Source organism: Streptococcus australis, from assembly GCF_003943615.1.
GTDB classification, from domain to species: Bacteria; Bacillota; Bacilli; order Lactobacillales; family Streptococcaceae; genus Streptococcus; species Streptococcus australis_C.
Genome location: NZ_RJPZ01000002.1, coordinates 152,822 through 171,085, shown reverse-complemented (window position 1 = coordinate 171,085; position 18,264 = coordinate 152,822). Strand labels below are relative to the sequence as shown.

Genomic DNA, 18,264 nt, shown 5'->3' with positions numbered 1-18,264 from the left:
CCCGAGCCGCACATAGCCAGCCAATCGCTGATTTGTGTCATCGGGACTCTATAAGCGTTTGGCTCCTGATGGAAAAGGAGATTCCAATGCAAACAACAAAAGAAAGATTCATTGCTGCATTGCAAGATGCAGAAACAACAACTTTAGCCAACTATCAATCTAGCTGGTCTGGCTTGACAGAAGACCAAGTAGAGGAGAACCGGGATATCTATGGAGAAAATGTTCTCACCAAGGGACAAGAAATCTCTATCTGGAAACGGATTGTTGAATCCATTATCAATCCCTTCACAGTCATCCTGCTTCTCATTGCCCTTGTTTCTCTGGTGACCAATGTTTGGTTAGCCAAACCAGGAGAGGAAGACCCAACGACTTCTCTCATTATCGTCGTTCTCGTTCTCCTCTCTGGAGGGATTCGCTTTGTCCAAGAGTTGCGAAGTGACAAGGCTGCTAGCAACCTCTCTCGAATGATTGTCAATACAGCGACGGTGATTCGAGAAGGCAAGGAAGAAGAAATCCCTATTGATGAAATCGTTGTGGGCGACTTGATCAAACTGAGTGCAGGTGACATGATTCCAGCGGATGTGGTCTTACTAGATTCACGGGACTTTTTCGTCCAACAATCTGGTTTGACAGGAGAGAGTGATGCTGTCGAAAAAGTTTGTTTAAAAAAGGCGACTAGCCAAAATCTAGACAGTCTCCTAGAGAGTGAGAGTCTAGCTTTCATGGGGACCAACGTTATCTCAGGTCGAGCAACAGCCTTGGTCTTGGTCGTTGGGGATGAAACCATGATGGGAGCGATTGAACAAACCATCAATACCTACGATGAACCAACTTCTTTTGAACGAGAAATGAACACCATCTCTTGGTTGTTGATTCGACTGATGATGGTGATGGTGCCCGTTGTCTTCTTTATCAATGGCTTGACAGATGGGGACTGGCTAGAAGCGGGCGTCTTTGCCCTCAGTGTGGGGGTAGGCTTGACTCCGGAAATGCTTCCGATGATTATCACTGCTAGCTTGGCCAAGGGCTCCATTATCATGGCCAAAGAAAAAGTCGTCATCAAAAAGCTCAACGCCATCCAAGACCTAGGTGCTATCGATATTCTTTGTACGGATAAGACGGGAACCTTGACTCAAGATGAGATTGTACTCGAATACCCACTTGATATTCATGGGGAGCTCGATTTGTCCGTCCTTCGTCGGGCCTATCTCAACTCTTACTTCCAAACGGGTCTTAAAAATTTGATGGACCGGGCCATTATCAGTCGGACAGAACGAGAAGCTAAGAAACACGAAATCGTCAGAGGTTTAGATCAAAGCTTCCAAAAGATTGATGAACTGCCTTTTGACTTTGAACGCCGGCGGATGAGTGTCATCGTCAAGGATGAGCAAGGCCTTGTGAGCATGGTCACCAAGGGAGCTTTGGAAGAAATGTTAGCAGTGTCTCGTTATGTAGAATACAAGGATGAGATTATTCCTCTAACAGACCAAGTGCGAGAAGAAGTCTTGGCAGAAGTAGCTCAGCTTAATGAGCAAGGTCTGCGCGTGCTAGGTGTCAGCTACAAATCAAACCTTGAGGAAGGCTATGCCTTTGAAGTAGCGGATGAAGCGGATATGATCTTGACGGGCTATCTTGCTTTCTTGGACCCACCAAAACCATCTGCAGCACCAGCCATCAATATCCTTGCTGAATACGGAGTTGCCACGAAAATTCTTACGGGTGACAATGAAAAAGTGACCCAAGCTGTCTGTGAAAAGGTGGGTCTGGATGTGGACCGCATTTTGCTGGGTAGCGATATTGACAGTCTTTCTGACCCAGAGTTAGCCCAGGCAGTTGAAACCACTACCGTCTTTGCAAAATTGTCTCCGGATCAAAAAGCACGCATTATCCTTCAACTCAAAGCAAATGGCCACAAGGTCGGCTATATGGGAGATGGTATCAACGATGCTCCATCCATGAAGGTGGCAGATGTGGGGATTTCGGTTGATACAGCCGTTGATATTGCTAAAGAAACAGCAGATGTTATCCTTCTGGATAAGGACTTGATGGTCCTTGAAAAAGGCTTGGTAGAAGGACGCAAAGTCTATGCCAACATGACCAAGTACATCAAGATGACCGTTTCTTCCAACTTTGGGAATATCTTCTCTCTTCTCTTTGCCAGTATTTTCCTTCCTTTCCTTCCGATGGCCCCTATCCATCTCATCGTTTTGAACTTGGTTTACGACCTTTCCTGTATCGCCTTGCCTTTCGACCGGGTGGATAAGGACTTTTTGAAGAAACCAAGAATCTGGGAAGCAAAATCCATTACCCGCTTTATGGCCTGGTTCGGTCCTATTTCCTCTGTCTTTGACATCCTGACCTTTATCATTCTCTACTTTGTTATCGTACCAATGATTACAGGATATGGCTATGTCCATGGTGCAGATAGTGCAGGACTCTTCATTATGCTCTTTCAAACAGGCTGGTTTATCGAGTCCATGTGGTCCCAAACCATGGTAATCTACATGCTTCGTTCTCCAAAATTGCCCTTTGTTCAAAGTCGACCAGCTTTTGCTGTCATGGCAACGACCCTATTGGGCGGGCTCTTGGTTACCTTCTTACCATATGGCCCATTGGCTTCCTTGTTAAAAGTAGCGCCACTGAATGCTCTCTATTTCCTATTACTAGCGGGGATTCTCTTCCTTTATATGGCAAGCGTCACCATGGTCAAACACTATTATATTGGTAAGTACAAGGAGTGGCTATAAGATAGCTATTAAAATAAGAAAAGAAAAGGTTTGCATATTTGTAGGCCTTTTTCTTCCTTTTTGATATAATAAGATGAATATAGAGAAAGAAGGAACCACAATGGGAAAACTTGAAGTTATTAAACATCCACTTATTCAGCATAAATTGTCTATTTTGCGTCGGACTGATACCTCTACAAAGGCTTTTCGTGAATTAGTTGATGAAATTGCTATGTTGATGGGCTACGAGGTGTTGCGCGAACTTCCTCTTGAAGATGTAGAAATCGAAACACCTATCACAAAAACGGTTCAAAAACAAATTGCTGGTAAAAAATTAGCAATTGTCCCAATCCTTCGTGCAGGAATCGGGATGGTAGATGGGCTCTTGAGTTTGGTACCGGCTGCCAAAGTTGGGCATATCGGGATGTACCGAGATGAAGAAACCTTGAAGCCAGTTGAATACTTGGTGAAATTGCCAGAAGATATTGATCAACGTCGCATCTTTGTAGTAGATCCGATGCTTGCAACCGGTGGATCAGCTATTCTTGCGATTGATTCTTTGAAAAAACGTGGAGCTAGCCACATCAAGTTTGTCTGCTTGGTGGCAGCACCTGAAGGGGTGAAAGCTCTTCAAGAAGCTCATCCAGATGTTGATATCTTTACAGCAGCCCTCGACGACCACTTGAATGATCATGGCTACATTGTTCCAGGCCTTGGAGATGCTGGGGACCGCTTGTTTGGTACCAAATAAGCGCCTATCCGATCCTTTTTTGGGAAAGTAAAAAATTGACCTTTGTTGACCAATGGGATATAATAGCTTTTATAAAGAATGGAAGGAGAGCTAGCCTCTCGAATCAACCGGATGAAACTCATGAGGTGGTGCCGGTTATAATGGATAAAAGGAGATGAATGAATGATTCCAGTAGTTATTGAACAAACCAGTCGTGGCGAACGCTCGTACGACATCTATTCCCGCTTATTAAAAGACCGTATTATCATGGTAACAGGACCGGTAGAAGACCAAATGGCCAATTCGATTATTGCCCAATTGCTCTTCTTGGATGCCCAAGATAATACCAAAGATATCTATATGTATATCAATACGCCAGGAGGCTCTGTCTCTGCAGGGTTGGCTATCGTCGATACCATGAACTTTATCAAATCAGACGTCCAAACTATTGTTATGGGGATGGCTGCTTCAATGGGAACTGTGATTGCATCAAGTGGTGCCAAAGGCAAACGTTTCATGTTGCCAAATGCTGAGTACATGATCCACCAACCAATGGGTGGTACTGGTGGCGGTACCCAACAAACAGATATGGCGATTGCTGCAGAACACTTGTTGAAAACACGTCACAGATTGGAAAAAATCTTGGCAGATAATTCAGGTCAAACCATCAAGAAAATCCATGCTGATGCAGAACGGGATAATTGGATGACTGCAGAAGAAACCTTAGCTTATGGTTTCATCGATGAAATCATGGCCAACAACAATCTTGGATAAGGAAACTTAACCACTGCGTCTTGCTCGACAATCCAAAGATAATTGAGAGGCTAGGACTTTTGTCCCAGCCTCTTTTTTAGTCTTTCTAGAAAAAGATAGAATTTTTACCTGAAATTTGCTATACTTGTAACAGAAGCAGAAAGGGATTGTATATGTTTGAGAAGCAAGCTAGAACAGGCTTAATTGTAAAATTGTATTATAATCGAGATGCAAAGAAATTACAGGGAATTGGGGATGTGATCTATCATTCCAAAAAAATGCGCTATGTACAGGTCTATGTTGATAGTCCTCAAGTCCTTGAAATCGTGCAGCAATTAAAAAAAGAACGCTTTGTAAAGAAGGTACAAATTTGCCATATTCAAGAATTGGATCGTGATTTTGTGGGAAGTTTGCATCGTCAAAAGGATGAAACACAAGGAGAAAACGCAATCATTTAAAGGATTGCGTTTTTTATATTGACAATTTTCAGATAATTCGGTATATTCTTAATATCTATTTATTTAAAGAATTATTTAAGGAGATTATTACAAATGAAGAATAAATTTGCTCTTTCATTTTTAACAATTGCAAGTGTCGCTCTTCTTGCTGCCTGTGGTGAAGTTTCAACTTCAGGTTCAAACACAACTGGTAACGAAATCGGCAAAGAACTAAAAATCGGTTTTAACTTTGAAAAAACTGGTGAAGTAGCAGCATATGGTAGTGCTGAACAAAAAGGTGCTCAATTGGCCGTTGATGAAATCAATGCTAATGGTGGAGCTGATGGTAAGAAGATTGTTGTCACAGACAAAGATAACAAATCTGAAACAGCTGAAGCAGCTACTATCACTACAAACCTTGTCACTCAATCAAAAGTGAACGCTCTTGTAGGACCTGCAACTTCAGGTGCCACTGCCGCAGCGGTTGCCAATGCTGGTAAAGCAGGTGTTCCATTGGTAACACCATCAGCAACACAAGACAATTTGACAAAAGGTCAAGATTACCTTTTCCGTGCAACCTTCATCGATAGTTTCCAAGGACAAATTATTGCTAAATACACAACTGAGAACTTGAAAGCGAAGAAAGTTGTTCTTTACTATGATAACTCATCTGACTATGCGAAAGGGATTGCTGAAGCCTTTAAGAAATCTTATAAAGGTGAAATCGTAGCGACAGAAACTTTCCAATCTAAGGATACAGACTTCCAAGCTGCTCTTACAAAAATCAAAGATAAAGACTTCGATGCGATTGTCCTTCCAGGGTACTACACTGAAACTGGTAAAATCGTAAACCAAGCACGTGGTATGGGAATCAAACAACCAATTATCGGTGGTGATGGATTTAGTGATGCGAAATTCGTTGAACAAGCAACACCTGCTGCAGCTACAGATATCTACTATGTAGCTGGATTCTCTACTGAAGGTGAAATGACTGATAAAGCTAAGAAATTCGTAGAAGCTTATAAAGCGAAATACAACGAAGAACCTTCAATGTTTGCAGCTTTGGCATATGATTCAGTTTACATGATTGCAGAAGCATCTAAAGGTGCTAAGAACTCTGTTGAATTGAAAGACAACCTTGCGAAGTTGAAAGACTTGGAAGGTGTTACTGGTACAATGTCTATTGACAAAGACCATAATCCGGTTAAATCTGCACTTATGATTGGCTTAAAAGATGGTAAAGTTGAGTCAGTTGAGTCGGTTAAACCTTAATTATCATTTGTTGTTTGTACAAGAGGCTGGGAGAATGAAAATTCCTGGCCTCGCTCTTTATTGTTAGAAAGGATGGTTCAAATGCTCCAGCAATTAGTGAACGGTCTAATCTTGGGAAGTGTCTATGCACTCTTAGCCCTTGGTTATACCATGGTGTATGGAATTATCAAATTGATCAACTTTGCCCATGGGGATATCTACATGGTAGGTGCCTTTATGGGATATTTCTTATTGAACTCATTGAAAGTTAACTTCTTTGTAGCCTTGCTTCTGGCGATGGTTGGGACAGCTATTTTAGGGGTTGTGATTGAATACCTGGCTTATCGTCCGCTTCGTCATTCAACTCGGATTGCAGCCTTGATCACAGCCATCGGGGTTTCCTTCTTGCTCGAATATGGGATGGTCTTCTTTGTAGGGGCCAATACCCGTTCCTTCCCGCAAGTCATTGAAATTGTTCGTTACAACTTTGGTCCTATTTCAATCTCCAACATTCAATTGATGATTTTAGGAGTGTCTATTTTCTTGATGGTCGCTCTTCAATTTATTATCCAAAAGACAAAGATGGGGAAAGCTATGCGTGCCGTTTCTGTCGATAGCGATGCTGCTCAATTGATGGGGATTAACGTCAACCGGACCATCAGCTTTACCTTTGCTTTAGGATCAGCCTTAGCGGGTGCTGGTGGTGTCTTGATCGGTTTGTATTACAACTCGATCGAACCTTTGATGGGGATGACACCAGGGATTAAAGCCTTTGTCGCAGCCGTTCTTGGAGGAATCGGAATCATTCCAGGTGCTGCTCTAGGTGGATTTGTCATCGGTTTGTTGGAAACCTTCGCTACAGCGATCGGTCTCTCAGATTTCCGTGATGCCATTGTGTATGCCATCTTGATTGTGATCTTGCTCATCCGTCCTGCAGGTATCCTCGGTAAAAATGTGAAAGAGAAGGTGTAAGCCATGAAACAAAATTTAAAAGTGAATTTAGTCTGGCTTGGTCTTTTGGTAGCAGGTTTTGCCTTGATCCAAGTCTTGGTTGCAGCAGGTGTCCTCAACCTCTTCTATATCCAAATTTTGGAACAAATCGGGATTAATATCATTCTTGCGGTTGGTTTGAACCTCATCGTTGGTTTTTCAGGTCAATTCTCGCTCGGACACGCTGGATTTATGGCGATTGGTGCCTATTCTGCAGCTATTCTCGGTTCTAAATCACCAACCTACGGAGCTTTCTTTGGCGCTATGGTTTTAGGAGCCTTGATTGCTGGTATCGTTGCCTTGATCGTTGGGGTACCAACCCTTCGGTTGAAAGGAGATTATCTGGCGATTGCAACACTTGGGGTTTCAGAAATCATCCGGATCTTGATTGTTAATGGTGGTACTCTAACAAATGGTGCCGCGGGGATCCTTGGTTTACCAGCTTTTACAACCTGGCAATTGGTATACATCTTTGTTGTCATTACGACTATTTTTACCATCAACTTCTTACGCAGTCCAATTGGGCGTTCTACCCTTTCTGTTCGTGAAGATGAAATCGCCGCAGAATCTGTTGGGATCAATACGACCAAAGTTAAAGTCATTGCCTTTGTATTTGGTGCGATCACAGCGGCGATTGCTGGATCTCTTCAAGCCGGCTTTATCGGTTCTGTTGTTCCGAAAGATTACTCTTTCACCAATACCATTAATGTCTTGATCATTGTCGTTTTTGGTGGTTTGGGATCGATGTCAGGAACAGTTGTGGCAGCCATCGTCTTGGGGATTTTGAACATGGTGCTTCAAGACTTCTCAAGTATCCGTATGATCATTTACTCATTAGCTTTGATTCTCGTAATGATCTTCCGCCCAGGTGGTCTTCTTGGAACATGGGAATTTAGCTTGAAAAAACTACTCTCAAAAAAGGAGGCTAACTAATGGCACTTCTTGAAGTAAAAAATTTAACAAAAAACTTTGGTGGTTTGACAGCCGTTGGGGATGTGACCATGGAACTCAATGAAGGGGAATTGGTTGGTTTGATCGGACCCAACGGTGCCGGTAAAACAACCCTCTTCAACCTCCTAACAGGAGTGTATGAGCCAAGTGAAGGGACCATTACTTTAGATGGGCACCTTTTAAACGGGAAAGCCCCTTATAAAATCGCTGCTGGTGGTCTTGGACGGACTTTCCAAAATATCCGTCTCTTTAAAGATTTGAGTGTTTTGGACAATGTCTTGATTGCCTTTGCCAATCACCACAAACCACATGTTTTTGCTAGTCTTTTCCGTTTGCCAAGCTATTACAAAAATGAAGAAGCATTGAAAGCAAAAGCCCTCGAATTGTTAGCAATATTTGGTTTGGAAAAAGAAGCAGCTACCTTGGCCAAAAACTTAGCTTACGGTCAACAACGTCACTTAGAGATCGTTCGTGCCCTTGCTACAGAGCCTAAGATCCTCTTCTTGGATGAGCCTGCTGCAGGAATGAACCCTCAAGAAACTGCAGAATTAACCCAACTAATCCGTCGCATTCAAAAAGAGTTTAATATTACGATCATGCTGATCGAGCACGATATGAGTTTGGTCATGGAAGTAACAGAGCGGATTTATGTATTGGAATATGGTCGCTTGATTGCCCATGGTACGCCAGATGAAATCAAGTCCAACAAACGTGTAATCGAAGCATATCTAGGAGGTGAAGCCTAATGTCTATGTTAAAAGTTGAAAATCTTTCTGTACACTATGGCATGATCCAGGCTGTCCGTGATGTCAGTTTCGAGGTAAATGAAGGAGAAGTTGTATCCTTGATCGGTGCCAATGGTGCTGGGAAAACATCTATTCTTCGTACCATTTCAGGTTTGGTGCGTCCAAGTGCTGGGAAAATCGAGTTTTTGGGTCAGGAGATTCAAAAGGTTCCGGCTCAAAAAATTGTAGCTGCTGGGCTTTCTCAAGTTCCAGAAGGCCGACACGTCTTTCCAGGCTTGACCGTTATGGAAAACTTGGAAATGGGAGCTTTCTTGAAAAAAGATCGAGAAGAAAATCAAGCGAACTTGAAGAAAGTCTTCTCACGTTTCCCACGTTTGGAAGAACGGAAGAACCAAGATGCAGCTACCCTATCTGGTGGGGAACAACAAATGCTTGCAATGGGTCGTGCCCTCATGTCGACGCCAAAACTCTTGCTTCTGGATGAACCTTCCATGGGATTGGCCCCAATCTTTATCCAGGAAATTTTTGATATCATCCAAGATATTCAAAAACAAGGAACAACTGTTCTCTTGATTGAGCAAAATGCCAACAAGGCCCTTGCCATCGCAGACCGCGGTTATGTTTTGGAAACAGGGAAAGTCGTTCTGTCCGGGACAGGAAAAGAACTCTTAGCCTCAGAAGAAGTCCGCAAGGCTTACCTTGGTGGATAAGTAGATAAAAAAGAGCCCTTGGGCTCTTTTTTTAAAATGGTTACGCTAAGATTGGAAAAATCTAGTTTTCAATGGGGAGAATGCAAGGATTATTAGGCAATTCTGAATTTTGAAAACAAGAGAAAACTGCTGAAAGCGTTTGAAATACTACTAAAAATCAAGTATAATAAAACTAATAAAAGCATAGGAGAATGATTATGGCTGTAAAAGATTTTATGACCCGTAAAGTAGTGTACATTAGTCCTGAGACTACCATTGCCCATGCGGCAGATTTGATGCGGGAACAAGGTTTGCACCGTTTGCCAGTTATTGAAAATGACAAATTGGTCGGCTTGGTGACAGAAGGTACCATTGCAGAAGCTAGTCCATCAAAAGCGACGAGTCTTTCCATTTTTGAAATGAATTACCTACTCAACAAAACCAAAGTTAAGGACGTCATGCTTCGTGACGTGATTACGGTATCAAAATTTGCTAGCCTAGAAGATGCGACCTATCTCATGTATAAAAACAAGGTGGGAATTCTTCCAGTCGTGGACAATGATCAAGTTTCTGGTGTGATTACAGACCGTGATATTTTCCGTGCCTTTCTTGAAGTATCCGGTTATGGAGAAGAAGGAGTTCGGATTCGCTTTGTGACAGAAGACAAGGTTGGTGTCCTAGAGCAAATCATTCACTTGATTGTAGAGGAAGGATACAACATTGCCAATACTGTCAATATCCCAACCAAAGATGATCATGTCGTCATTGAAGTTCAAATTGATGGGATTACCGATACAGAAGCCATCAAGAAGAAGTTTGAAGAAAATGGTATCCGTGTGGACGAAATTAGTCGCACATCTGCAAAAGCCTTCTAAAATAAAGAGCCTGAGAATCTCTCAGGCTCTTTATTTGTCTTAGCGAGCAATGGGTTGCTTATTGGTATCCAAGGTAAATCCTTCTCCCAGTATTTCGTGGGCTTCTGTAATGGTAATGAAGGCGAATGGATCAATTTTATTAATCAAATCTTTCATTTGCTTCATTTCGTTCCGAGAGACGACGCAGTAGATGATCTTCATTTCTTGTTGGCTATAATAGCCCATCCCGTTCATAAATGTGACTCCTCGACCCAAATCAGTCGTGATTTGTTTAGCAATTTCATCCGGTTTGGAAGTAACCACGAGGAACCCTTTTCCTGCAAAACCTCCTTCACCGACGATATCAATGACCACGGTGTCAATCAGGATAAAGAGGAGGGTATAGGCCGCAATTCGGAAGTCCTTAAAGACAATCAAAACAGTTGTCAAGACGATGGCATCCACAATCAACATCAGGCGTCCCATAGAAAGTGTCGTATACTTGTTAAAGATACGAGCGACGATATCGGTTCCACCTGTTGTACCGCCTGCGTTGAAGATGATCCCTAGTCCAGTTCCAAGGATAACCCCTGATCCGATACAGGCTAGGAGAATATCGCCATCTAAAGCAGTGTAAATCGCGTTCTGGAGATGATGACTCCCGGGAATCATCTCGAAGATAGCCATCCAAGAAGAAACAGAGAAGGTCCCTATCAAGCTCAGGTAGAGGGATCGAAGTCCCAGTAATTTCCAGGCTAGGAAAAAGAGGGGGATATTGATAGCCAAGTTCATGACCGAAACGGGAATTTTAAAGAGGTAGTAGGTGATTAGGGTAATCCCTGTAGCCCCTCCCTCATAAAAGTGAAATGGAATTACTAGAAAGAAGATTCCAAAAGAAAAAATGCCAGCCCCAAAAATAATGGCCAGAATATTTTTTGCCTTAAACATGCTCGTTCTCCTAATCGTTTTTCATCATTCATTTTACCAAAAAAAATGAAAAATAGGAAATAATTTTCATCAATTTTCACGGATTCGGACAGGATTTTTACCCCTATTTTTGGTAAAATAAAAAGAAGTGATGCATGTTAGAGAAAAGAGTATAGAAAGTTAAGATAAGAGAATGAAACAGGGAACATTAATTTCAATTGAAGGCCCAGAAGGAGCAGGGAAATCCTCCGTTTTAGAAGCCTTGTTACCACGCTTAGAAAAGGCAGGAATTGCCTATATTACCACGCGGGAACCAGGTGGCGTAGGCATAGCAGAAAAAATACGCGAAGTCATTCTTGATCCATCCCATACGGAAATGGATCCTAAGACAGAATTGCTTCTTTATATCGCCAGTCGTCGCCAACACTTGGCAGAACGCGTCCTTCCAGCTTTGGAAGCAGGGAAGCTAGTCATTATGGACCGGTTTATCGACAGTTCGGTAGCTTATCAAGGTTTTGGCCGTGGATTAGCAGTAGCGGATATTGAATGGTTAAACCAGTTTGCAACCGATGGTCTCAAGCCAAACCGGACCTTCTATTTTGACATTGATGTAGAAGAAGGATTGGCTCGAATTGCTAAGAGTGCTAGTCGTGAAGTCAATCGCTTGGATTTAGAAGGCCTCAGTCTTCATCAAAAAGTCCGTCAAGGCTATCTGGCCATCCTCGAAAAAGAACCGCAACGTGTGGTGAAAATTGATGCCAGTCAAAGTTTTGACAAGGTGGTCGAGGATACTTGGGTTCTACTTAAAGAAGTCTTGGAGATCAGTGAATGAAGTTAGAACAAGTGCAAAAACTTCAACCTCAGTTAGTAGACCGCTTCCAAGCTGTTTTAGAACAGGGACGATTGAGCCACGCCTATCTCTTTACAGGTGATTTTGGCAGTTTTGAGATGGCCCAGCTCTTGTCCCAAAGTCTTTTTTGTACGGATAAGAAGGGTGTCTGGCCCTGTGGGACTTGTCGGGCTTGTCGCTTGATTGAAGAGGATGAATTCTCAGATGTAACAGTTGTACGACCGGTCAATCACATCATTAAGACAGATCGGATCCGAGACTTGATCCAGAATTTTTCCCAGTCAGGCTATGAAGGATATAAGCAAGTCTTTATCATTTGCGATGCAGACCGGATGCACGTCAATGCGGCCAATTCACTCCTAAAAGTGATTGAAGAACCTCAGAGTGAAGTACATATCTTTCTGCTGACAGCAGATGAGCAGTTGCTTCTCCCGACTATTAAAAGTCGGGCGCAGCAGGTTCATTTCCCGAAAAACCAAGATTTCCTAAAAGAGTATCTCCTTCAGGAAGGTTTGTTGCTTCAACAAGCAGATCTGTTAGCTAACTTTAGCCAAGGTTTTCATGAGGCCCAAAGTCTCGCCCAGAATACATCCTTTTTCGATCTGGCGAGGGAGTGTGAGCGTTTCGTCACAGCTTGTCTAAAAGCAGATCCGCATGTCTACTTGCTGGTCTCTCGCTTGGTCCAAGAGACGGATGATAAAGAAAAGCAGGCCCAAGCCTTTCGCTTGATGGAAGTGTTCTTTGCACGCTCCATCAGTCTGTCCCTAGGAAGAGACTATCTAGAAAAATTAGTCTTAGCCAAACAGATGTGGGAACGTAATGTGAGTTTTCAAAATGCTCTTGAGTTTATGGTCCTGCAGTTGAAAAATAGAAGGTAAAGAGATGAATAAAAAAGAATTATTTGATGCTTTGGATGGCTTCTCCCAGGAATTGCTGGTTACATTAGCAGAGGTTGAAGCCATTAAGAAAAATCTCAAACTCATTGTCGAGGAAAACACTGCTCTCCGTCTTGAAAATGATAAATTGAGAGAACGGTTAGGAGAAGTGGAGAAAACCAGCTCTCCTAAATTCCATCGAAACGGTCGTGAAAATTTGCAAAGAATTTACAATGACGGATTTCATGTTTGTACAGATTCCTATGGTCAACGCCGTGAAAACGATGAAGAGTGTATTTTCTGTGATGAATTGTTATTTAGGGAGTAAGTATGCAGATTCAACGAAGTTTTAAAGGCCAAAGAGAGACAGGAACCCTCTTTTTAGTCCCGACTCCGATTGGCAATCGGGACGACATGAGCTATCGTATGATCCAAACCTTAAAAGAGGTAGATCTGATCGCTGCGGAAGATACACGCAATACAGGACTCTTGCTCAAGCATTTTGAGATTAGGACGCCACAAGTCAGCTTTCATGAGCATAATGCTATGGAGAAAATTCCTGATTTACTAGCTCATTTGGAATCTGGAAAGAATGTGGCTCAGGTATCGGATGCTGGATTGCCGAGTATTTCGGATCCAGGTCATGACTTAGTCAAGGCAGCCATTGAGCGAGAAATTCCCGTTGTGGCGGTTCCTGGTCCGAGCGCCGGTATTACGGGTCTAATTGCGAGTGGATTGGCTCCCCAACCTCATATCTTTTATGGATTTCTCCCGCGAAAGGAAGGGCAGCAAAAGGCTTTTTTCCAAGAGAAACGAGACTATCCTGAGACCCAAATCTTTTATGAGTCACCGCACCGGGTACGTGCGACGCTTCAAAATATGTTGGCTGTCTATGGGGACCGTCCAGTTGTGCTAGTCCGAGAACTGACCAAAATCTATGAAGAGTACACGCGAGGCACCATTGCGGAGTTAGTAGCTTACCTAGAGGAAAATCCCCTTAAGGGAGAGTGTCTCTTGATTGTAGAGGGAGCCAGTGAGCAGGAGCAAGATCTAGAAGCAGTGGATCTGATCCAAGAGATTGATCTTCTGGTCCAGTCTGGCATGAAAAAGAACCAGGCAATCAAACAGGTTGCCAAACAATTTGGGCTGCAAAAGAGTGATCTCTATGCCCGTTACCACCAAGAGGAAGAAAAAGGAGAGTCTGATGGAAATTAGAATGGCCTATCCCAATGAAATCAATCGGATTATGGAAATCATTCAAGATGGCAAGGAGAGCTTAGCCGCAGCTGGCGTGGACCAATGGCAGGATGGTTATCCCAATCAAGAAATCATTTTTGAGGATATCCTAGAGAGTCGTGGTTATGTAGCTGTAGAGAATCAAGAAGTCGTAGCCTATGCTGCTCTCTACAAGGGAAATGAAGCTGCCTATAATGACATTTATGATGGAAAATGGGAACATGATAACTATCTCTATATCAGTTTCCACCGGGTCGCTGTTGCCAAAGAAGCCGCAGGTCGAGGCGTAGCCCAAACTTTCCTTCAAGGTTTGATCGAAGGAGAGAAAGGTCCAGACTTTCGCTGTGATACCCATCCTGACAACAAGGTCATGCAGCATCTTTTAGAGAAGTTAGGCTTCCATTACTGTGGGAAGGTACCAATTGATGGTGTTCGTCTCGCTTATCAGAAGATTAAACGGAAGGCAGAAACTAGCCTTTTCCAAGTGATTAGCGAAGATGATCGATGGGACTACCGTGCGGAGCAATCTCAAAATGACTAGGTTCTATCGGCGACTCTATCAGAGTCCCTTGGGACCTCTATCTATTGTGGTGGATGAGGAAAGCTTAGTTGGGATCTGGTTTTGTGACCAAGCTAATTGTGAGCAAGGGATTGATCACATTGAAGAAAAGTGTCGTCCTCTTCATGAAGCTGTCTTTGAATGGTTGGATCAGTACTTTTTAGGGGAAGATCTTCCCATCCCCATTGCCCTGTCTCCTCAAGGGACAGAGTTTCAACAAAGAGTTTGGACCTACCTAGCTCAGATTCCCTATGGGGAAAGTCGGACTTACGGAGAGATTGCTCAAGCCCTGTCTTGCAGATCGGCCCAAGCAATCGGTCAAGCAGTAGGACGGAATCCCTTTATCCTCCTTATCCCATGTCACCGAGTGCTGGGGATAGAGAATAAATTGACCGGCTATGCGGCTGGATTAGACCGCAAACGTTGGCTGTTGAATCATGAGGCCATATCTTGGAAAGAATAAGGAGAAAAAATGTTATCATTTATTGAATACCCAAAATGTTCGACTTGCCGCAAGGCGAAATCGGAGCTAACGAGTTTAGGTTGTGAGTTTGATAGCCAAGATATCGTGGTAGATACCCCGACCAGTGAGCAATTGCAAACCTGGATGACGGAATCTTCTCTACCAATCAAATCATTCTTTAATACGAGTGGGATGAAGTATCGGGAATTGGGCTTGAAAGACAAGGTGGACCAGCTTTCCCTAGAAGAAGCGGCAAACCTTTTAGCTAGCGATGGCATGCTGATCAAACGCCCACTATTAGTGAAGGATGGGAAAGTTGTTCAAGTGGGTTACCGGAAACCGTACTCGGACTTAGGTTTGTAAGGATAAAAGGGAGTTGGACTCCCTTTTCAATTTGCTTTGAAGATGATATAATCATACGAGTGAAATCAATGAAAGAGAGTCAATCATGAGTATTTTAGAGGTAAAAAATTTAAGCCACGGCTTTGGAGACCGGGCTATTTTTGAGGATGTGTCCTTCCGTTTGTTAAAAGGAGAACATATCGGTCTTGTCGGAGCCAATGGTGAAGGAAAATCGACCTTCATGAGTATCGTGACAGGGAAGATGTTGCCTGACGAAGGAAAGGTTGAGTGGTCTAAGTATGTGACAGCTGGTTATCTGGACCAGCACGCTGTCCTAAAAGAAGGGCAAACTGTGCGAGACGTTTTACGGACAGCCTTCGATGAACTCTTTAAAGCAGAGGCTCGCATCAATGACCTCTATATGGAAATGGCTGAAGATGGAGCGGATATGGATGCCCTCATGGAAGAGGTCGGAGAGCTCCAGGATCGATTAGAGAGTCGGGATTTCTATACCTTGGATGCTAAGATTGATGAGGTGGCACGGGCTCTTGGGGTCATGGACTATGGTATGGAAACGGATGTGACGGCCCTTTCAGGTGGCCAACGGACCAAGGTTCTCTTGGCGAAACTCCTTCTTGAAAAACCAGATATCCTTCTCTTGGACGAGCCAACCAACTACTTGGATGCAGAGCACATCGATTGGCTTAAACGCTACTTGCAGAATTATGAAAATGCCTTTGTCCTTATTTCCCACGATATTCCTTTCTTGAATGATGTGATTAACATCGTCTACCATGTGGAAAACCAACAATTGACCCGCTATTCTGGAGACTATTACCAATTCCTCGAAGTCTATGAAATGAAGAAATCACAATTGGAAGCGGCTTATGAGCGCCAGCAAAAAGAGATTGCTGACCTCAAAGATTTCGTAGCCCGAAATAAGGCGCGAGTGGCAACGCGGAATATGGCCATGTCTCGTCAGAAGAAGCTGGACAAGATGGAACTGATTGAATTGCAAAGTGAGAAACCAAAGCCTTCCTTTGAATTTAAAAATGCCCGTACCCCAGGACGTTTTATCTTCCAGGCTAAGGATCTCCAGATTGGCTATGACCGTCCTTTGACCAAGCCTTTGAACTTGACCTTCGAGCGCAATCAAAAGGTAGCCATTATCGGAGCCAACGGAATCGGGAAAACCACTCTCTTGAAGAGCTTGCTAGGGATTATTACACCAATTGCTGGTGAAGTTGAGCGCGGGGATTATCTTGAGCTGGGCTACTTCGAGCAAGAGGTCGAAGGGGGCAATCGTCAGACACCGCTAGAGGCAATCTGGAATGCCTTTCCGGCTCTCAATCAAGCAGAGGTCCGTGCAGCTCTTGCCCGCTGTGGTTTGACTACCAAGCATATCGAGAGCCAAATTCAGGTACTATCCGGTGGGGAGCAAGCCAAGGTACGTTTCTGTCTCTTGATGAACCGTGAAAACAATGTCTTGGTACTAGACGAGCCGACCAACCACTTGGATGTGGATGCCAAAGAAGAGTTGAAACGGGCTCTTAAAGAGTACAAGGGATCTATCCTGATGGTTTGTCACGAGCCAGATTTCTATGAAGGCTGGATGGACCAGATCTGGGACTTTAATGAATTGACTTAAACAAAAAAAGAGAACCTCGCAGTTCTCTTTTTGTTTATTTTTTAAAGTTGTAGTCTTTAACGACTTCCATTTTTTCAATTTTGACATCTTCTTTTGGTTTGTCTTTGTCGTCTGTTTCAACTTCGGCAATTTTGTCAACTACATCCATGCCGTCGATGACTTGTCCAAAGACGGTGTAGTTGCCACCATCAAGAGTAGGGTTTCCTCCGTTTTTATAGGCTTCGATGATTTTAGCTGGGAATCGGTCTGTTGGAAGCTTGCTGGAGATATCTGCCTTATTTTGGTTGATGTAGAATTGGCTACCATTTGTGTTTGGACCTGAATTGGCCATAGCTAGGGCTCCACGAAGGTTGTAAAGGTATGGAGAATACTCATTCTCAAAACCAGTACCTGAATCTTTAGATTTATCTTTGCCCTTCCAGATGGATTCCCCACCCGTACCATCCCCTTTCGGATCACCTGTTTGAATCATAAAGTTGTTAATGACACGGTGGAAGAGGAGGCCGTCATAATAACCTTCCTTAGCGTGGGTTAAGAAATTCTCAACGGCTAAAGGTGCGTATTTCGGAAACAGCTTAACGGTAATGTCACCTTGGCTAGTAGTGATTTTTACGACGGCTTCATCTTCAGCAACTTCATTTGAGAGCTGAGGAAAGATTGCATTTTCATTGGTCATGGCATCGTTAAAATCTTTGCGCAGTTGTTCTAATTTCTTTTGTTCGCTAGCATCTTGACTAGAAGTAGTCGTTTGCTTAGTTTCTGAAGTCGAGCTAGAGGATGTCTTTGTATCTGATTGATGAGAGCCACATCCTGCCAAAGCTAAACCGGAAAATACAAGTAGGGCAATTAATTTTTTCATATTAATCCTTTCAACACATTAGTCTATCCTCTATTGTACCTTAATTTTTCATTTGATTCAAATCTAGTCATAGGAGGGGCCTATATTCAACTTGCGGGCCTATGGAAAATAAGGTATGATGGAAAGGTATTTCTTTGTTCTGTTAACATTATCCTGTCAATTTAAGAAAACACACTATTTAAAAATTTTGGAAAAGAAATATTCCCCTTAATTATTTATCGTATCATTTAACTATGAGGGGGTTCAGAACGTAGACAAACGTCATTTTTGGCGTTTGTCTTTTTATCTATTCAAAAATCTGAATTTAAAAGCTATGTTCTAAGGGCTTTGTCTTCAATCTGAGTCTGTCTTTTTTGTTTTTTTCAAGTATCAAAACTA

Annotated in this window: 20 protein-coding genes; 18 read left to right on the top strand and 2 right to left on the bottom strand. The window is 43.0% G+C overall.

Annotated features, from left to right (window positions below; genetic code table 11):
* Positions 1–86: 86 nt before the first annotated feature.
* The 10 genes from mgtA (at position 87) to D8785_RS02645 (ending at position 10,148) form a co-directional block, all read left to right on the top strand.
* The gene (mgtA, locus tag D8785_RS02690) at positions 87–2,747 is read left to right on the top strand and encodes a magnesium-translocating P-type ATPase (protein WP_260469858.1); all 2,661 of its coding nucleotides are present in this window, start codon (positions 87–89) and stop codon (positions 2,745–2,747) included.
* Between the two features lie 100 nt (positions 2,748–2,847).
* The gene (upp, locus tag D8785_RS02685; protein WP_023024048.1) at positions 2,848–3,477 is read left to right on the top strand and encodes a uracil phosphoribosyltransferase; all 630 of its coding nucleotides are present in this window, start codon (positions 2,848–2,850) and stop codon (positions 3,475–3,477) included.
* Between the two features lie 162 nt (positions 3,478–3,639).
* On the top strand, positions 3,640–4,230 hold the full coding sequence (locus tag D8785_RS02680; RefSeq protein ID WP_125374391.1) for an ATP-dependent Clp protease proteolytic subunit: 591 nt from the start codon (positions 3,640–3,642) through the stop codon (positions 4,228–4,230).
* A 152-nt stretch (positions 4,231–4,382) separates the two neighbouring features.
* Complete coding sequence (locus tag D8785_RS02675) at positions 4,383–4,667, top strand: DUF2129 domain-containing protein (protein ID WP_023024043.1); 285 nt, start codon at positions 4,383–4,385, stop codon at positions 4,665–4,667.
* A 93-nt stretch (positions 4,668–4,760) separates the two neighbouring features.
* Entirely contained in the window at positions 4,761–5,918 is a 1,158-nt protein-coding gene (locus tag D8785_RS02670) for an ABC transporter substrate-binding protein (RefSeq protein WP_123160526.1), read from the top strand.
* An 81-nt stretch (positions 5,919–5,999) separates the two neighbouring features.
* Positions 6,000–6,869: a branched-chain amino acid ABC transporter permease gene (locus D8785_RS02665; protein ID WP_023024040.1), complete on the top strand. Its 870-nt coding sequence runs from the start codon at positions 6,000–6,002 to the stop codon at positions 6,867–6,869.
* 3 nt (positions 6,870–6,872) lie between these two features.
* Complete coding sequence (locus D8785_RS02660) at positions 6,873–7,820, top strand: branched-chain amino acid ABC transporter permease (protein ID WP_023024038.1); 948 nt, start codon at positions 6,873–6,875, stop codon at positions 7,818–7,820.
* Positions 7,820–8,584 carry an ABC transporter ATP-binding protein gene (locus D8785_RS02655; RefSeq protein WP_023024036.1) on the top strand — a complete coding sequence of 255 codons (765 nt, stop codon included), beginning with the start codon at positions 7,820–7,822 and terminating at the stop codon, positions 8,582–8,584. Before D8785_RS02660 ends, D8785_RS02655 begins: the two co-directional genes overlap by 1 nt.
* Entirely contained in the window at positions 8,584–9,294 is a 711-nt protein-coding gene (locus D8785_RS02650) for an ABC transporter ATP-binding protein (protein WP_003008277.1), read from the top strand. Before D8785_RS02655 ends, D8785_RS02650 begins: the two co-directional genes overlap by 1 nt.
* A gap of 197 nt (positions 9,295–9,491) precedes the next feature.
* Positions 9,492–10,148: a CBS and ACT domain-containing protein gene (locus D8785_RS02645; RefSeq protein ID WP_125374390.1), complete on the top strand. Its 657-nt coding sequence runs from the start codon at positions 9,492–9,494 to the stop codon at positions 10,146–10,148.
* A gap of 39 nt (positions 10,149–10,187) precedes the next feature.
* On the opposite strand, the gene D8785_RS02640 is transcribed toward D8785_RS02645, so the two are convergent.
* Positions 10,188–11,075 (bottom strand): YitT family protein, encoded by an 888-nt coding sequence (locus D8785_RS02640; RefSeq protein WP_125374389.1) that lies wholly within the window; start codon positions 11,073–11,075, stop codon positions 10,188–10,190.
* 172 nt (positions 11,076–11,247) lie between these two features.
* On the opposite strand from D8785_RS02640, the gene tmk reads away from it, so the two are divergent.
* The 8 genes from tmk (at position 11,248) to D8785_RS02600 (ending at position 17,027) form a co-directional block, all read left to right on the top strand.
* Complete coding sequence (tmk, locus tag D8785_RS02635; RefSeq protein WP_023024030.1) at positions 11,248–11,886, top strand: dTMP kinase; 639 nt, start codon at positions 11,248–11,250, stop codon at positions 11,884–11,886.
* On the top strand, positions 11,883–12,782 hold the full coding sequence (locus D8785_RS02630; protein ID WP_125374388.1) for a DNA polymerase III subunit delta': 900 nt from the start codon (positions 11,883–11,885) through the stop codon (positions 12,780–12,782). The genes tmk and D8785_RS02630 overlap by 4 nt, the downstream gene beginning before the upstream one ends.
* Positions 12,783–12,786: 4 nt before the next feature.
* Positions 12,787–13,107 carry a DNA replication initiation control protein YabA gene (yabA, locus tag D8785_RS02625; protein ID WP_023024026.1) on the top strand — a complete coding sequence of 107 codons (321 nt, stop codon included), beginning with the start codon at positions 12,787–12,789 and terminating at the stop codon, positions 13,105–13,107.
* Positions 13,108–13,109: 2 nt separating this feature from the next.
* Positions 13,110–13,994 (top strand): 16S rRNA (cytidine(1402)-2'-O)-methyltransferase, encoded by an 885-nt coding sequence (rsmI, locus tag D8785_RS02620; RefSeq protein WP_125374387.1) that lies wholly within the window; start codon positions 13,110–13,112, stop codon positions 13,992–13,994.
* Positions 13,984–14,556, top strand: coding sequence for a GNAT family N-acetyltransferase (locus D8785_RS02615; RefSeq protein ID WP_125374386.1), 573 nt, complete (start codon positions 13,984–13,986; stop codon positions 14,554–14,556). The genes rsmI and D8785_RS02615 overlap by 11 nt, the downstream gene beginning before the upstream one ends.
* Positions 14,549–15,037: a methylated-DNA--[protein]-cysteine S-methyltransferase gene (locus D8785_RS02610; protein WP_125374385.1), complete on the top strand. Its 489-nt coding sequence runs from the start codon at positions 14,549–14,551 to the stop codon at positions 15,035–15,037. The genes D8785_RS02615 and D8785_RS02610 overlap by 8 nt, the downstream gene beginning before the upstream one ends.
* Positions 15,038–15,046: 9 nt before the next feature.
* The gene (locus D8785_RS02605; RefSeq protein WP_125374384.1) at positions 15,047–15,400 is read left to right on the top strand and encodes an arsenate reductase family protein; all 354 of its coding nucleotides are present in this window, start codon (positions 15,047–15,049) and stop codon (positions 15,398–15,400) included.
* 85 nt (positions 15,401–15,485) lie between these two features.
* Complete coding sequence (locus D8785_RS02600) at positions 15,486–17,027, top strand: ABC-F family ATP-binding cassette domain-containing protein (RefSeq protein WP_125374383.1); 1,542 nt, start codon at positions 15,486–15,488, stop codon at positions 17,025–17,027.
* Positions 17,028–17,061: 34 nt separating this feature from the next.
* On the opposite strand, the gene D8785_RS02595 is transcribed toward D8785_RS02600, so the two are convergent.
* The gene (locus D8785_RS02595) at positions 17,062–17,886 is read right to left on the bottom strand and encodes a peptidylprolyl isomerase (RefSeq protein WP_125374382.1); all 825 of its coding nucleotides are present in this window, start codon (positions 17,884–17,886) and stop codon (positions 17,062–17,064) included.
* Positions 17,887–18,264: the final 378 nt, after the last annotated feature.

Coding starts and splice junctions, on each gene's coding strand:
- D8785_RS02655 (WP_023024036.1), top strand. CDS start 7,820: ATGGCACTTCTTGAAGTAAAAAATTTAACAAAAAACTTTGGTGGTTTG.
- D8785_RS02610 (WP_125374385.1), top strand. CDS start 14,549: ATGACTAGGTTCTATCGGCGACTCTATCAGAGTCCCTTGGGACCTCTA.
- D8785_RS02665 (WP_023024040.1), top strand. CDS start 6,000: ATGCTCCAGCAATTAGTGAACGGTCTAATCTTGGGAAGTGTCTATGCA.
- D8785_RS02595 (WP_125374382.1), bottom strand. CDS start 17,886: ATGAAAAAATTAATTGCCCTACTTGTATTTTCCGGTTTAGCTTTGGCA.
- mgtA (WP_260469858.1), top strand. CDS start 87: ATGCAAACAACAAAAGAAAGATTCATTGCTGCATTGCAAGATGCAGAA.
- rsmI (WP_125374387.1), top strand. CDS start 13,110: ATGCAGATTCAACGAAGTTTTAAAGGCCAAAGAGAGACAGGAACCCTC.
- D8785_RS02660 (WP_023024038.1), top strand. CDS start 6,873: ATGAAACAAAATTTAAAAGTGAATTTAGTCTGGCTTGGTCTTTTGGTA.
- D8785_RS02605 (WP_125374384.1), top strand. CDS start 15,047: ATGTTATCATTTATTGAATACCCAAAATGTTCGACTTGCCGCAAGGCG.
- D8785_RS02615 (WP_125374386.1), top strand. CDS start 13,984: ATGGAAATTAGAATGGCCTATCCCAATGAAATCAATCGGATTATGGAA.
- D8785_RS02645 (WP_125374390.1), top strand. CDS start 9,492: ATGGCTGTAAAAGATTTTATGACCCGTAAAGTAGTGTACATTAGTCCT.
- yabA (WP_023024026.1), top strand. CDS start 12,787: ATGAATAAAAAAGAATTATTTGATGCTTTGGATGGCTTCTCCCAGGAA.
- D8785_RS02670 (WP_123160526.1), top strand. CDS start 4,761: ATGAAGAATAAATTTGCTCTTTCATTTTTAACAATTGCAAGTGTCGCT.
- D8785_RS02675 (WP_023024043.1), top strand. CDS start 4,383: ATGTTTGAGAAGCAAGCTAGAACAGGCTTAATTGTAAAATTGTATTAT.
- upp (WP_023024048.1), top strand. CDS start 2,848: ATGGGAAAACTTGAAGTTATTAAACATCCACTTATTCAGCATAAATTG.
- D8785_RS02680 (WP_125374391.1), top strand. CDS start 3,640: ATGATTCCAGTAGTTATTGAACAAACCAGTCGTGGCGAACGCTCGTAC.
- tmk (WP_023024030.1), top strand. CDS start 11,248: ATGAAACAGGGAACATTAATTTCAATTGAAGGCCCAGAAGGAGCAGGG.
- D8785_RS02630 (WP_125374388.1), top strand. CDS start 11,883: ATGAAGTTAGAACAAGTGCAAAAACTTCAACCTCAGTTAGTAGACCGC.
- D8785_RS02600 (WP_125374383.1), top strand. CDS start 15,486: ATGAGTATTTTAGAGGTAAAAAATTTAAGCCACGGCTTTGGAGACCGG.
- D8785_RS02640 (WP_125374389.1), bottom strand. CDS start 11,075: ATGTTTAAGGCAAAAAATATTCTGGCCATTATTTTTGGGGCTGGCATT.
- D8785_RS02650 (WP_003008277.1), top strand. CDS start 8,584: ATGTCTATGTTAAAAGTTGAAAATCTTTCTGTACACTATGGCATGATC.